Below are 13,866 nucleotides of genomic sequence, written 5' to 3'. Positions count from 1 at the left end.
AACAAATTGCTACACTCGGGACATTCTCAACCTTGCTGTGGCGTTTCCGTCACCTGCTCGTCTTCCAAGTCCGCTTCGATAGCCAGTTCCTGCGCGTATTCAACTGCCACATATGTCGAGGACGGGTACATCGGCGCAATGCTGCCGGTTTCCTCGACCGGAACGGCGGGGCGCCGGGTGCTGCGATAGGCGGCATAGGCGGCAAGCACGAAGAGCAGCCCCGCCATGAACAGGAAAAAGCCCGGCGGCCCAAAGACCCCGTCATCCATCAGCCAGCCGATGATCAGCGGCCCGGTGATCGCGCCCAGCCCGTTGATGAATACCAGCCCGCCCGAGGCGGCGGCCATGTCCTCGTGATCGAGATGATCGTTGGTATGGGCCAGCAGCAGGGAATAGAGCGGATTGCTGAGCCCGCCGATCAGGAAGGCCCCTAGCAGCAGCAGCGTGAAATCCGCGCCGAACATCATGCCGATACAGGCCCCGATCCCGCCGCAGCCCGATACCGCGAGGATCAGCAGGCGCCGGTCCATGCGGTCCGAGATCCAGCCCAGCGGGTATTGCAGCAACATTGCACCGATATAAAAGGTCGCCACAAAGATCGAAATCTGGCCCACGCTCAGCCCGGCGCGGGCCCCGTAGACCGCGCTCATGCCGAATTGCGACGCAAAGACACCGCCCAGCAGGAACATGCCGACACAGCCAAGCGGCGAGATCTTGAGCAATTCACGCAGGGTCATCGGCTTGGTGGTGTCAAAGGCCGGTGTCGGGCTGATCGACAGCAGAATCGGCGCGAAGGACACCGAGATCAGCACCGATGCGATCACAAAGGTCACGAACCCCGCCGGATCGCCCGCCAGCATCAGCGCCTGCGCCGACACGATCCCGACCATCTGCACGATCATGTAGAGCGACAGCGCCTGCCCACGGGTTTCATTGGTTGCCGAATTGTTCAGCCAGCTTTCGGCGGTCACGTACACGCCCGAAAAGCAGAAGCCGATGATGACCCGCCCCAGGGCCCAGGCATAGGGGTCGGTAAAGGTCGGATACAGGATCATCACCGCCGAGATGAACGAGGCCAGCGCCGCGAACACCCGCACATGTCCGACCCGCCGGATCATGTCCGGGGCCAGCCGCGAACCGCCGAGAAAGCCGACGAAATACGACGACATGACGATCGACATCTGCAATGTCGAAAAGCCCTCGATCTCGCCGCGCACCCCGAGCAACGTGCCCTGAAGCCCGTTTCCGACCATCAGCAGCATCATGCCCAAAAGCAACGCCCACGCGCTCGACAGAACCTGTAACATCTCGCGCCTCCGGTGGATTGGCATTGCGGTTTCGGTGTCGGGTATCGCGGTTCAGACCGGACACGTCCCCCTTGGCAGCGACATCCTGTGAGTCGCAAGAGGCAAAATCAGCCTTTTTGCGGGATCAGCAGCGACGCATCGCCATAGGAAAAGAACCGGTACCCTTCGCGCACCGCGTGGTCATAGACCCGCGCGATGCGGTCCTGCCCCATCAGCGCCGAGACCAACATCAGCAGGGTCGATTTGGGCAGGTGGAAATTCGTCATCAGCGCATCGGTGACGTGAAATTCAAAGCCGGGATAGATAAAGATGTCGGTATCGCCTTCCCAGGCCGCGATCTCGCCGCCCCTCGCGGCGGTTTCGATCAGCCGCAGCGCGGTCGTGCCCACGGGGATGATCCGCCCGCCCGCCGCGCGGGTGGCGGCGATTTCGCTGGCGGCGGTGGCGCTGACCCGGCCCCATTCGGCATGCATCCTGTGGGTCGTGACGTCATCGACCTTGACCGGCAGAAAAGTGCCCGCGCCCACATGCAACGTGACCTTGGTGAATTCGACGCCCCTGTCCCGCAGCGCCGCAAGCAGCGCCTCGTCGAAATGCAGCGATGCGGTGGGCGCGGCAACCGCCCCGGCGTTGCGCGCAAACACCGTCTGGTAATCGGTCTTGTCCTGCTCGTCCGCCGCGCGCTTGGCGGCAATATAAGGCGGCAGCGGCATGGCCCCGGCTTCGGCCAGCGCGGCGTCGAAATCATCGCCGTCCAGGTTGAAATGCAGCACGCCCTGCCCGTCCTCCACATGGTCGAGCACCGCAGAGAGCCCCGCAGAAAAGCTGACGGTCTCGCCCGGGCGCAGTTTTTTCAGGGGCTTGATCAGTGCCGACCAACAGTCATCCGCGCGCGGTTCCAGCAGCGTGACCTCGATGCGCGCGCTGGTGTGCCCCTGCGCGCTGTGGCGTTCACGGGTGCCGCTCAGGCGCGCGGGGATCACCTTGGTATCGTTCAGAACCAGCCGGTCGCCGGGGCGCAGCCAGTCGGGCAAGGCGCTGACCCGCGTGTCGGTGATCTCGCTGCCCTGCGCCACCAACAGCCGCGCCGCGCTGCGCGGAACCGCCGGGCGCGTGGCGATGCGGTCCTCGGGCAAATCGAAATCAAAATCGCTCAGCTTCATCGGCGTGATCCTGTCGGGCATTCGGGATGATCAGGTTTCGCCGGCTTCTATCCTTGGCCGCGACCGGCTGCAACGCATGGCAGCCGCCCCGGTCAACATCCCGGTCAGCGTCCCGGTCAGCGTCCCCAATCGGCGTCATTGGGCGACTTGCGGGGGGCGGGCGCGGGTTTCGGGGCAAATTCGTCAACCGGCGGCGGCGCGCGGCGCATGATGTCGCGCAAAAAGCCCGGGGCAATACCCGAGAACGGATTGACCCTCACGCGCGGATTCCTGGCCGGGCCGGTCAGGGTATAGTTGAAACCGAATACCCCCTCGCCCTTGCGCGCGATCAGGTTCCCCACCTGGTTGAGCAGGTAGAGCGGCGAAATCACCCCCTGCATGTTCAGTGTCCCGCGCGGCACGTCAAAGGTGCCATCCATCGACAGGCCCATGGCCGGACCGGTGGCGCTGCTTTCGAACACGGTGACCCTGGACGGCCCAAGCCGGAACCGCGCCTCGACATCGGAGAACTGGATGCCCTGCCCCGACATCTCGTCCAGCAGTCCAACCACGCTGATCGCGTTGAGCAGGGCCGCAATAGCGGGCGCGTCATGGACCTGGGTGTCGGTGATCTTGAGGGTTCCGTCGAATTGCCCGCTGCGCACACCGGGGCGCAACGACATGTCGAACTGCCCGCCCCGCGCCATGGTCAGCAACCCCGCCGAGCGCACCACGCCGCCCGCGTCCCCGGACTGGATGCGCACGGCGCTGCGCCCGGATTGCGGCTGCACCTGCCCGGATACCCGCGTGTCGCCGTTCACCCGGCCGGTGAACGGCCCCTTGACGCCGCCGGTGGTGGTGAATTGCCCGGAAAACTCGGTAAGCGAGATCGTGTCGGTGATCTGCAACCGGTCCAGTGCCACCTCCATGCGGCCGCTTTCACCGCCGGCCGAGCCGCTGCCGAAACTGGCCTTGCGCAGGTCCAGGGTGCCGCTGAGCACTCGGATATCCGGTGGCGCGCTGCCCCGGCCCACCAGTTCGACCGCCGCATCCAGCCAGCCGCCCAGGCGCACGGAGCTCAGCAAGGCGCGATCCAGCCCGCCGCCCGGCCTGTTGCTCACCGCCCCGTTTGCCGACAGGCCCGCGGCCTCAAGGACAAGGCGATCGATGCGGGTCTGATCGCCGACGATGCCCGCAATCTGCAAACGTCCCGCCGCCGGGGCCGGTTTCGCCCAGCCCAGCGGCGGCAGGGCAAGCCCCACCCCGCGCAGATCGGACTCAAGCGTCAAGGCCGGCGGGCTGCCCGCGGCGAACTGCATCGAGAAGGTCGCGCTGCCGCTGCCCGACACGCTGCCATCGGGCAGCCCGATCCCGAACGTGTCGACAACGGCGGGGGACAATTCGATCGTCCCGTCAAGGCGGCTGCCCTTGGGCACATCCTTGCCCAGGGGCTGCTGCCAGCGGACCGAAACCGGCACCGGGCCGATCCGCCCGGCGCCCGACAGCGCAATGCCATCCTGATCCCCCGTGATGTCCATGACCTGCGCCTGCACGGTCTGCCCCGGCACCAGAACCGTGCTCGTCACATCCGAAATCGTGCCGCGCAGGTGGAATTCGAGCTCTTCAAACGGCACTTTCGGTTTCATCGGCAAGGCCAGCGTTCCGGTCAGCCGCGCGCTGCCATCCGCCATGTCGACCGGCAGCGGCGTATCCTTGAGCACCGCCAAAGGCGGCCGGTTCAGCAGCGACAGGATCGACGTGACCGACCCGCCCGCCTGCACGCGCACCACCGCCGGCGTATCCGGTTTCACCGCCATCTGCGGAATGATGAAAGACGTGCCCGCCACATCGAGCGCACCGCCCTGCCCGGCAACGACCCGCCCGGCGGTGGCGGTGGCGACAAAGCGGTCATCCGCGATCGTGACCTGTCCGGCGGCCCCCATGATCGGCGGCATGGTCTTGAGAAACTTGATCTCGGTGTCTTCATAGCTGAAGTCGAGATAGATATCGGGCCGTTCGCCCGGATCGATGCGCAGGGCAAAACCGATATCCTCAAGCCACCCGCCCGAGACATTCTCGTTCACCCATTTTCGCGGCTTGGGCGCGGCGAAATCCGGCCAAAGCTGTTTCAGCCGCTCGGGCGTCAGCCGGTCCATGCTGCCGTCAACCGCCAGCTTCCAACCTTCGGGATGGGCATCAAGCCTGCCCGACAGGTGTAGGCGGCTGTCCTGCTGGGTGATGAACATATCGCCCAGGGTCATCCGGAACGGCGCGAGCTGCAGCCGGAAATCCGCCGATGTGCGGGCGATTTCGACGGGTTCTTCGTAGAGGCCATCGGGGTTCAGCGACAAGTCGGTGAGCGTCAGTTGCCCAATCAGGTCGCTGAACCCGCCCGAATCGATCCCCAGATAGGCCCGCCCCTCGGCCGCCCCCGAGCCCCAGGCGCTTTGCACCGACACCTCGTCAAAGATCAGCACCTGTTCCCGCGGGTCATAGGTGAAATAGCTGCGCGCATCGTCAAACGGCACCGGCCTGGTCGCCTCGGTCGGCTGCACCACCCCGGCACCGATCTGGAGCGTCGCCGATAGCGGTCCAAGCGCGCCATCGCTCTGGATACTGCCGCGCAGCGCGCCCGAAATCGGGGCCCGCAACACGTCGAGCCAGGCCAGCGCCACGGATTGCGCGGCGATGTCCTGTGCCGGGATGTTGGACACCGCAACGCCAAGCTCGGCATTGGCCTGGCCGATGCGGCTGACATAGTTCATCTCGATCGAGCCGGCGCTGTCTCCGCCGCTGAGCAGCGAAAAACTGCTGGCGATCCGGATGTCGGCATCGTCGCGGTCCAGCGTGATCCGCCCGCCATCCAGCGTCCAGCTGCGCCCCTGCCGCAGATCGTCATAGCGCAGCGTCAGCGCCTCCATCTCGACCGCGACAAGCGATGACAACGGTGGCGAGGTCAGACGACGGTCCCACTCTTCGATCAGTTCGGCAACCGTTGTCGCCTCACGCACCACGGTGTTGTCCTGACCAAGCGCCAGCGACAGTTTGCCATCGGTCTCGCGCCGCAGGGTGATGAAGGCCCCGGCGAGCGAAATCGACTTGGGCTGGAGCCGCCCGCGCAGCAAGGGGCGCATCGCCAGGCTGGCCTGCGCATCGGCAAGCTGCACGACGGGACGGCCATCGGCCTCGCTCAGCACGACATCGCGCAACCGCACCCGTGGCCGCCAGCCGCGATTGACCACCATCTCGACATCGCCGAAAGCGATCTGGAGCCCGCCGAGATTCTGTTCGATCCGGGTTTCGATCCGGTGGCGCAGCCAGTCGGGCATTGTCAGCGTCTGACCGATCCCCCAGAGCACCAGCCCGCCCACCAGCAAGGCGACGATTCCGCTACACCAGGCCGACCAGATCCCCACCCTGCGCCGTCGCGAGCGACGACGCGGTTGTTCCACCTCGTCCGAGGCATTGTTTTTCGGTTCCGTGGTCATCAAAACCGGCCTGCGCGTCTTTTCGTTTTGCCGGAACAGCCTATTGTCCTTTGCATCCCTGATCCAATCACACGGAATTCGCACATGCTCGACGTCAACGAAGCTGCCCCCGACTTTGCCCTGCCCAGCACCGGTGGCGACACTGTCCGCCTGTCTGAACTGCGCGGTCAGACGGTTGTTCTCTTTTTCTATCCCCGCGATAATACTCCGGGCTGCACTAGGGAATCCATCGGATTTTCAGAGCATCAGCAAGCCTTTTCCGACGCCGGTGCGCTGGTCTTTGGCATCTCCAAGGACAGCCTTGCGAGCCATGACAGGTTTGTCGCCAAACAGGGCCTGACCGTGCCGCTCCTGTCGGATGAACACGGGCAGGTCTGCGAGGATTACGGCGTGTGGAAAGAGAAAAAGATGTATGGCAAGACCTTCATGGGCATCGAGCGCACCACCGTCCTGATCGACCCGCAGGGGCGCATCGGCCGCATCTGGCGCAAGGTCAAGGTGCCCGGACACGTGGAAGACGTGCTCGCCGCCGCAAGGCAGGACTAGGCGGGATGGGCGCCATCTGTGGACCTATGGCAACGATTTGATCCCGACCTTGGCCGGAAATGTCGGTTTTGCCTACACAAATGCGGGAATATGCCCTACCGACAGCACGTACCCTGTGCCATATGGGCGGCGTTGTTGTTACCGGCCCGGCCCGCGCGTTGATGTTCTTTTGACGGGAGAGCCCACATGCTCCGTTCCTTCACGACCCTTCCCAACCCTGCCAGCAGCGCGTTTGGCCGCGTGCACCGCGCCCTGCGTCCGGCGCTCATGCTCTTTGCCGGGGCTTTCCTGCTGGCCGCCTGCGAAAGGGAATGGTCCACCGATTACGACGACCCGCTGACCAGCGCCGCCACCGGCAACTGGCGGGTCAGCAGCGTGCAGGTATCGGTGCCGGATACGCTGAGCGTTTCGGATGCAAACCGGTTCTTTGTGCATTCCGATATCGTCTGGCATGGCGACCCGGCAGGGGATCGCCGCGCCCAGGTTGCCGCGATCACGAAAACCGCCGCACAACAGGCTGCCAGCGGCCTGCATGGATCGCGCCCGGTCGAGTTCGACATCACGATTCTCAAGTTTCACGGCGTGACCCCGATCACCGTCGCCCGCGCACCGGCCGCCGTTCACAACATGCAGTTCGCGGTGCAAATCCGCGATGCGCGCACCGGTGCCGTCCTGGCCGGCCCCAGCATGATCCGCGCCGAGATGCCCGCCCTGGTGAACGAACAAGCCTATGAGGCGGCGCAATTCGGCCCGACCCAGAAGGACCGCGTGAGCGAACATCTGGCCAAGACCTTCAGCGGCTGGCTCGGCACCGGGCCGGACAATCGCGACACCTTTGTGAGCGTCGGTCAGTAGCCCCTCGACCGGAGCGCCCGAAACATGGCCGAGACGCTTGCCCAGATGGCGACCGTGGTTCTGCAAACTGCGGATGGGCGGGAAAAAACCAGGGTGTCGCGGGAATGCGCGGCGCGCTGGTTCGCGGCGCGCAAGGGTCAGGCCAGCGACATTCCCATCGGCACCGCCATGCCGCCGCTGCACCCGTCGCGGCCCCAGCGGCCCGAACTGTTATCCCCGCGCGACGTTCCGCGCCGGCGTCCTGGCAGCCCGGCGGGCCGGATCGCACTGCTGCACGCGGTGGCCCATATCGAGCTGAACGCGGTCGATCTGCACTGGGACATCATCGCGCGCTTTGGCGACATCCCGATGCCGATCGGTTTCTATGACGACTGGGTCAAGGCGGCGGACGAAGAAAGCAAGCATTTCAACCTGATCTGCGATTGCCTCGAAGAACTTGGCAGCCATTACGGCGCGCTGCCCGCCCATGCGGGCATGTGGCGCGCAGCCGAGGACACGGCGGATGATTTCATGGGACGGCTCGCGGTTGTTCCGATGGTGCTCGAGGCACGCGGTCTGGATGTGACACCGGGCATGATCGAGCTGTTCCGCAAGGCCAGGATCGATCATGCGGTCGCGGCACTGGAAACCATCTATGCCGAAGAGGTCGCCCATGTGGCCTATGGTTCGAAATGGTTCCACTTCCTCTGTGGCCGCCACGATCTTGACCCGCGCGAGGTGTTTCACAACCTGGTCAGGCGTTATTTCCACGGCCAGCTCAAACCGCCGTTCAACGAAGAGAAACGTGCCGAAGCCGGGATTCCGCCCGACTTCTACTGGCCCCTGGCCGAGCGGCAAAACAGCGCGGAGTAATTCGGGTGCCCAATAAACGGGCGGCAATTCCTTGCCGATGGAGCAATCAGAGCCCATTGATTTCGGCGGGATTTCGCCGGTTTTGCCCGACATCCCCTGTCATCGGCCCGTTACAGACTGCGGGAACTTGCCCAAAAGTCACGCGATGAGTACTCAGCGCTCAGGCGCGAGGTCCTGAGCAGGTCCGTCAGCCGCCAATGGGGATGGATCAGGGATGAGCGCGTGCGGACAAGGCTTGCGATAAGAATTCATGCGGTGATGGAACGGTTGTTCCCCGAACGCCGGGTATTTCTCAAGTCTGACACGGACACGCGCTTTGTGCGCCTGCGCCCGTCGACGCAGTTGTTTGTCGGTATCGGAGCTTCGGCAATTGTCGCCTGGGCGATCATCGCGACGGCAGTGTTGTTGATGGACAGCATCGGGTCGGGAAATTTCCGCGAACAGGCCAAGCGCGATCAGGACATGTACCAGGACCGGCTGAATGCGCTCGCCCTGGAACGCGACGCCCGCGCCGAAGAGGCACAGGCCGCGCAACAGCGCTTCAATGCCGCCCTCGCCCAGATCTCGATCATGCAATCCGACCTTCTGGCCTCGGAAACACAGCGCCGCGAGCTTGAGACCGGGATCGAAGTGATCCAGTCGACCCTGCGCGACACCATGGGAGACCGCGAGTCCGCGCGTTCGGAACTCGCCGCTCTGCTGGCCGAACAGGCGGAACCCGGTGCCTCCACCGGCAGCGCCACCGGTTCGCCCGCTTCGGTCGATTTCATGGCAGAGGCGCTCGCCCGGACGGCACGCGAACGCGACGAAATCGAACAGAATGCCCGGCACGCCATTGAGCGGGCCGCCGAGCTTGAGCTCGACCTCAAGCTCAAGGAAGAGCAGAACGATCAGATTTTCCGCCAACTCGAAGAAGCCATGACCATCTCGGTGGCACCGCTGGACAAGATGTTCCGCTCGGCAGGCATGCCGACCGACAAGATAATCGAGCAGGTTCGCCGCGGGTATAGCGGTCAGGGCGGTCCATTGACCCCCCTTACCTTTACCACCCGCGGCGAAGATGAACCCACCGTCGACGAATTGCGGACCAACCGCATCCTGTCGCAGATGGACCTTCTGAACATGTACCGAATCGCCGCCGAGCGCGCGCCATTCGCCAGCCCGGTGCGCGACGCGGTGCGCTATACCAGCGGTTTCGGCTATCGGCGCGACCCCAAGACAGGCGGTCGCCGGATGCATAACGGCTCGGATTTCGCGGGTCCGGCGGGCACCGATATTCTCGCCACCGCCGATGGGGTTGTGATCCATGCAGGCTGGCAATCGGGCTATGGCCGGCTGGTCAAAATCCGGCATGATTTCGGTATCGAAACCTACTATGCCCATAACTCGCGCATTCGCGTTAAGAAGGGCCAAAGGGTCTCGCGCGGGGAACACATTGCTGATATGGGTAGCACCGGACGGGTGACCGGCACGCATTTGCACTATGAAGTGCGCGTAAACGGCACACCTGTTAACCCCATGATCTACATCAAGGCTGCAAGTAATGTTTTCGAAGAGCAAGATAAACGAGCCAGGTTCCAAGACGTCCGATGAGGCGAAACCGGCGGCTCCCACAGGGGCCCCTGCCGCACCCGCACCGGCCGGTGACTACAAGGCCAGCGCCCCCAAGGCCAAGCCTCCCGCATCGACCCTGTCGTCTGACCTGCACATCACGGGCAACCTCAAGACAACCGGCGACATCCAGGTCGAAGGCACCGTCGAGGGCGACATCCGCGCGCATCTGCTGACCATTGGTGAGACCGCCACGATCAAGGGGGAAGTGACCGCGGATGACGTGGTGATCAATGGCCGAATCGTTGGCCGTGTGCGGGGCCTGAAGGTCCGCCTGACCTCGACCGCCCGTGTCGAAGGCGACATCATCCACAAGACCATCGCCATCGAGAGCGGCGCCCATTTCGAAGGCTCGGTCCAGCGTCAGGACGATCCGCTGAACCCCGGCGGCGCGGGCAAGGCCCAGGGCGCAAACCCGGCCACCGCCAAGGTATCGTCGTAAGCCGAAACCCTATGAACCGGCTGATGGGGCACCGTTTTTGACAAACGCGTGCCCCTTGTCATGCGGGGCTATCCGGTCGCCATCTCATGCCCCAGACGCGCCGGCCCCGCCCCAGACGCGCACCGGCCCCGGTGGGTGTTGCAAATAAAAAAAACACGGCCCCGCGCGTTGCGAAACCGTGTCTTTCATATGCGCCCGGCGGGACGCAGGTCATGTTGCGCGCCAATACAGGCGCGGATCAATCGATGACGGTCACCGATTTCATAGTGTCTGGCGTGCCGATTACTGCCCCGTTCGGACCGGTGCCTCGCTTGATGGCATCGACCACGTCCATACCATCGGTCACACGCCCTACCACGGTGTACTGACCATTCAGGAAATGGCCGGGTTCGAACATGATGAAGAACTGGCTGTTGGCGCTGTCCGGGCTTTGTGCCCGGGCCATACCGACAACGCCGCGATCAAACGGAATATCCGAAAATTCGGCGGCGAGATCCGGACGCGTCGACCCACCCGTGCCCGCCCGGCTCAGATCACCCCCAAGTATGCCGTTCTCGACATCCCCGGTCTGGGCCATGAACCCGTCGATCACACGGTGAAACACCACCCCGTCATAGGCCCCTTCCGAGGCCAGCGCGGCGATCTGTTCCACGTGGCCCGGTGCCACATCTTCCAGCAGGTCGATGACCACGGTGCCATTGGCCCCCTCGCCTTCGATCTCGACCTGTAGCCCGGTGGCCAGCGCCGGGCTGGCAACCAGCGCAAACAGCGCGGCCAGCTTACGCATCTGCCGCCACCTTGACGCTGATCATGCGGTCGGGCGACGCGGGCGGCTCGCCACGGGTGATGGCGTCGACATGTTCCATACCTTCGATCACGCGGCCATAGACGGTGTACTGACCGTTCAGGAAGCTGTTGTCCTTGAAGTTGATGAAGAACTGGCTGTTGGCGCTGTTGGGGTTCTGCGAACGCGCTGCACCCAGCGTGCCGCGGTCATGGGGCAGTTTCGAGAACTCCGCCGGAAGGTCGTCCATGTCCGAGCCGCCGGTGCCCGCACGGCCAAGGTTAAAGCCGTCTTCCATGTCGCCGTGCTGCACATCGCCGGTCTGGGCCATGAACCCGTCGATCACGCGGTGAAAGCACACGTTGTCATAGGCACCGGAACGGGCCAGGTCCTTCATCCGCTGGGTGTGCAGCGGTGCCACGTCGGGCAGCAACTCGATGGTGACGGTGCCGTCCTTCAGTTCCATCAGGATAGTGTTTTCGGGGTCTTTGATCTCGGCCATCTGGCTCTCCTGTCCAAGCTGTGTTGCGCAGATACCTAAGCCGGAGACGCGGGAATGCCAAGTGAACCATTGACCATGAGCAGAAATGTGAGAAAAAAGCGCGGGAATTGATATGGGCACAGGGATTGACCGATGAGCTGGAACACGCTGGACAACATGGAAATCGCAGGCAAACGGGTTCTGGTCCGGGTCGATATCAACGTGCCGGTCGAAAATGGCGTGGTCACCGATGACACGCGGATCCGGCGGGTGAAACCGACCATCGACGATATTCTGGCCAAGGGCGGAAAACCGGTGCTGCTCGCGCATTTCGGGCGTCCCAAGGGGCAACATGTGCCCGAAATGTCGCTGTTGCCGCTGGTTCCGGCGCTCGAGGCCGGGCTGGGCGTGGCGGTGTCATTCTGTGCCGATTGCCGGGGCGATGCGGCCAAGGCCGCGGTGGGAGCGATGGCCGAGGGCACGGTTCTGCTGCTCGAGAACACCCGGTTCCAGCCCGGCGAGGAAAAGAACGATCCCGCGCTTGCCGCCGAATTTGCAGCACTTGGCGATGCCTATTGCAACGATGCCTTTTCCGCGGCGCACCGGGCACATGCCTCGACCGAGGGCGTGGCGCGCTTGCTGCCCGCTTGCGCCGGGCGCTTGATGGAGGCAGAACTGACCGCGCTCGAAGCTGCCCTGGGCACCCCCGAACGCCCGGTGGCGGCGGTGGTGGGCGGCGCCAAGGTCTCGACCAAGCTCGACCTGCTGGGCAACCTTGTGGACAAGGTCGATCACCTGATCATCGGCGGTGGCATGGCCAATACCTTTCTCGCCGCGCAGGGAATCAATGTGGGCAAATCCCTGTGCGAACACGACATGACCGACACGGCGCGCGCGATCATGGCCAAGGCGGAAACCGCGGGCTGCGCGATCCTGCTGCCGGTGGATGCGGTCGTGGCACGCGAATTCAAGGCCGGGGCGGAAAACCAGACGGTGCCCGCCGATCAATGCCCCGATGACGCGATGATCCTGGATGCTGGCCCGGAAACGGTAAAACAGGTGGCGGCAGTATTGGACACGGCCCGCACCCTGATCTGGAATGGGCCGATGGGAGCCTTTGAAATCGCGCCCTTTGACGCCGCCACCAATGCCGCCGCCCGCAGCGCCGCCGAACAGACCCGCGCCGGTGCGCTGATCAGTGTCGCGGGGGGCGGTGACACGGTTGCCGCGTTGAACCAGGCGGGCGTTGCGCAGGATTTCACCTATATTTCCACCGCGGGTGGCGCGTTCCTCGAATGGATGGAGGGCAAGACCCTGCCTGGCGTCGCGGCGCTCCAGGGCTGAGCCCGGTGGCCGGGGCCCTGTTCGCGCTAACGCAATTGCAACCGGCAGGTCCCTGTTTTAAACCCCTGCAAGACAACGACAATGCCCCGCGTGGGCCAGAACCAACAAGGTAGATGACCCATGGCAGACCCCCGGCAAACCGAACAGATGACCTCGGGCAAGGGATTCGTTGCGGCGCTTGACCAGAGCGGCGGATCGACCCCCAAGGCGCTCAAGCTCTATGGCGTCGAGGAAACCGCCTATGGCTCGGATGCCGAGATGTTCGACCTGATCCACCAGATGCGCAGCCGCATCGTCACCTCGCCGGCCTTTGGCGGCGAACAGGTTGTCGGTGCCATCCTGTTCGAGCAGACCATGGACCGCGACATCGACGGCATCCCCACCGCGCAATACCTGTGGGAAAGGAAATCGGTGGTGCCTTTCCTCAAGGTCGACAAGGGGCTGGAAGACGAGGCCGACGGCGTGCGCCTGATGAAACCCATGCCCGGCCTTGACGCGGTTCTGGATCGCGCCGTGGCCAAGGGGATTTTCGGTACCAAGATGCGCTCGGTGATTGATGCCGCCTCGGCCAGCGGCATCGCCGCCAACGTGGCGCAGCAATTCGAGATCGGCGCGCGGATCCTCGCCAAGGGCCTTGTCCCGATCATCGAACCCGAAATCACCATCAGCATCAGCGACAAGGCCGAAGCCGAAGCGATGCTGCGCGACGAGCTGACCCGGCATCTTGACGCCCTGCCCGCCGATCAGCAGGTCATGCTCAAACTGACCCTGCCGGAAACCGCCAATACCTATGCGTCGCTGGTGGATCATCCGCGCGTGATGCGGGTGGTGGCATTGTCGGGCGGCTATTCGCGCGAGGAAGCCAATGCGCGCCTGAGCGTCAATCGCGGGGTGATCGCCTCGTTCTCGCGGGCGCTGACCGAGGGGCTTTCGGCCGGGCAATCGGATGACGCGTTCAACGCAACCCTGGGCGAAACCATCACCAGCATCTACGACGCATCGGTCGCGGGCTGA

General features: G+C 64.2%; 12 protein-coding genes. 7 read left to right on the top strand and 5 right to left on the bottom strand.

Going from position 1 to position 13,866, the window contains the following annotated elements:
• Positions 1-26: 26 nt before the first annotated feature.
• From ACP15R_RS11400 to ACP15R_RS11390, 3 genes are all read right to left on the bottom strand, one after another.
• On the bottom strand, positions 27-1,307 hold the full coding sequence (locus ACP15R_RS11400; RefSeq protein WP_424986528.1) for an MFS transporter: 1,281 nt from the start codon (positions 1,305-1,307) through the stop codon (positions 27-29).
• A 107-nt stretch (positions 1,308-1,414) separates the two neighbouring features.
• Positions 1,415-2,491 (bottom strand): tRNA preQ1(34) S-adenosylmethionine ribosyltransferase-isomerase QueA, encoded by a 1,077-nt coding sequence (gene queA, locus ACP15R_RS11395; protein WP_424986527.1) that lies wholly within the window; start codon positions 2,489-2,491, stop codon positions 1,415-1,417.
• A 95-nt stretch (positions 2,492-2,586) separates the two neighbouring features.
• On the bottom strand, positions 2,587-5,937 hold the full coding sequence (locus tag ACP15R_RS11390; RefSeq protein ID WP_424986526.1) for an AsmA-like C-terminal region-containing protein: 3,351 nt from the start codon (positions 5,935-5,937) through the stop codon (positions 2,587-2,589).
• 84 nt (positions 5,938-6,021) lie between these two features.
• On the opposite strand from ACP15R_RS11390, the gene ACP15R_RS11385 reads away from it, so the two are divergent.
• From ACP15R_RS11385 to ACP15R_RS11365, 5 genes are all read left to right on the top strand, one after another.
• A complete protein-coding gene (locus ACP15R_RS11385) occupies positions 6,022-6,483 on the top strand; it encodes a peroxiredoxin (RefSeq protein ID WP_424986525.1) in 462 nt (153 codons plus the stop codon).
• A 186-nt stretch (positions 6,484-6,669) separates the two neighbouring features.
• On the top strand, positions 6,670-7,338 hold the full coding sequence (locus tag ACP15R_RS11380; protein WP_424986524.1) for a DUF6778 family protein: 669 nt from the start codon (positions 6,670-6,672) through the stop codon (positions 7,336-7,338).
• 24 nt (positions 7,339-7,362) lie between these two features.
• Complete coding sequence (locus ACP15R_RS11375; protein ID WP_424986523.1) at positions 7,363-8,190, top strand: ferritin-like domain-containing protein; 828 nt, start codon at positions 7,363-7,365, stop codon at positions 8,188-8,190.
• 222 nt (positions 8,191-8,412) lie between these two features.
• Positions 8,413-9,783: a DUF5930 domain-containing protein gene (locus ACP15R_RS11370; RefSeq protein WP_424986522.1), complete on the top strand. Its 1,371-nt coding sequence runs from the start codon at positions 8,413-8,415 to the stop codon at positions 9,781-9,783.
• The gene (locus ACP15R_RS11365) at positions 9,734-10,243 is read left to right on the top strand and encodes a bactofilin family protein (protein ID WP_424986521.1); all 510 of its coding nucleotides are present in this window, start codon (positions 9,734-9,736) and stop codon (positions 10,241-10,243) included. Before ACP15R_RS11370 ends, ACP15R_RS11365 begins: the two co-directional genes overlap by 50 nt.
• 238 nt (positions 10,244-10,481) lie before the next feature.
• Here the strand turns inward: ACP15R_RS11365 and ACP15R_RS11360 are convergent, their stop codons facing one another.
• Both ACP15R_RS11360 and ACP15R_RS11355 read right to left on the bottom strand, forming a co-directional pair.
• The gene (locus tag ACP15R_RS11360) at positions 10,482-11,030 is read right to left on the bottom strand and encodes a peptidylprolyl isomerase (protein WP_424986520.1); all 549 of its coding nucleotides are present in this window, start codon (positions 11,028-11,030) and stop codon (positions 10,482-10,484) included.
• On the bottom strand, positions 11,023-11,529 hold the full coding sequence (locus tag ACP15R_RS11355; RefSeq protein ID WP_424986519.1) for a peptidylprolyl isomerase: 507 nt from the start codon (positions 11,527-11,529) through the stop codon (positions 11,023-11,025). The genes ACP15R_RS11360 and ACP15R_RS11355 overlap by 8 nt, the downstream gene beginning before the upstream one ends.
• Positions 11,530-11,661: 132 nt before the next feature.
• On the opposite strand from ACP15R_RS11355, the gene ACP15R_RS11350 reads away from it, so the two are divergent.
• On the top strand, positions 11,662-12,852 hold the full coding sequence (locus tag ACP15R_RS11350; RefSeq protein WP_424986518.1) for a phosphoglycerate kinase: 1,191 nt from the start codon (positions 11,662-11,664) through the stop codon (positions 12,850-12,852).
• Positions 12,853-12,972: 120 nt separating this feature from the next.
• Positions 12,973-13,866, top strand: a complete 894-nt coding sequence (locus tag ACP15R_RS11345; RefSeq protein ID WP_424986517.1) for a fructose bisphosphate aldolase — start codon at positions 12,973-12,975, stop codon at positions 13,864-13,866.

The organism is Microbulbifer sp. S227A, from assembly GCF_049800935.1.
This window is presented reverse-complemented; position numbering and strand designations above follow the sequence as displayed.

Coding starts and splice junctions, on each gene's coding strand:
- ACP15R_RS11400 (WP_424986528.1), bottom strand. CDS start 1,307: ATGTTACAGGTTCTGTCGAGCGCGTGGGCGTTGCTTTTGGGCATGATG.
- queA (WP_424986527.1), bottom strand. CDS start 2,491: ATGCCCGACAGGATCACGCCGATGAAGCTGAGCGATTTTGATTTCGAT.
- ACP15R_RS11390 (WP_424986526.1), bottom strand. CDS start 5,937: ATGACCACGGAACCGAAAAACAATGCCTCGGACGAGGTGGAACAACCG.
- ACP15R_RS11385 (WP_424986525.1), top strand. CDS start 6,022: ATGCTCGACGTCAACGAAGCTGCCCCCGACTTTGCCCTGCCCAGCACC.
- ACP15R_RS11380 (WP_424986524.1), top strand. CDS start 6,670: ATGCTCCGTTCCTTCACGACCCTTCCCAACCCTGCCAGCAGCGCGTTT.
- ACP15R_RS11375 (WP_424986523.1), top strand. CDS start 7,363: ATGGCCGAGACGCTTGCCCAGATGGCGACCGTGGTTCTGCAAACTGCG.
- ACP15R_RS11365 (WP_424986521.1), top strand. CDS start 9,734: ATGTTTTCGAAGAGCAAGATAAACGAGCCAGGTTCCAAGACGTCCGAT.
- ACP15R_RS11360 (WP_424986520.1), bottom strand. CDS start 11,030: ATGCGTAAGCTGGCCGCGCTGTTTGCGCTGGTTGCCAGCCCGGCGCTG.
- ACP15R_RS11355 (WP_424986519.1), bottom strand. CDS start 11,529: ATGGCCGAGATCAAAGACCCCGAAAACACTATCCTGATGGAACTGAAG.
- ACP15R_RS11350 (WP_424986518.1), top strand. CDS start 11,662: ATGAGCTGGAACACGCTGGACAACATGGAAATCGCAGGCAAACGGGTT.
- ACP15R_RS11345 (WP_424986517.1), top strand. CDS start 12,973: ATGGCAGACCCCCGGCAAACCGAACAGATGACCTCGGGCAAGGGATTC.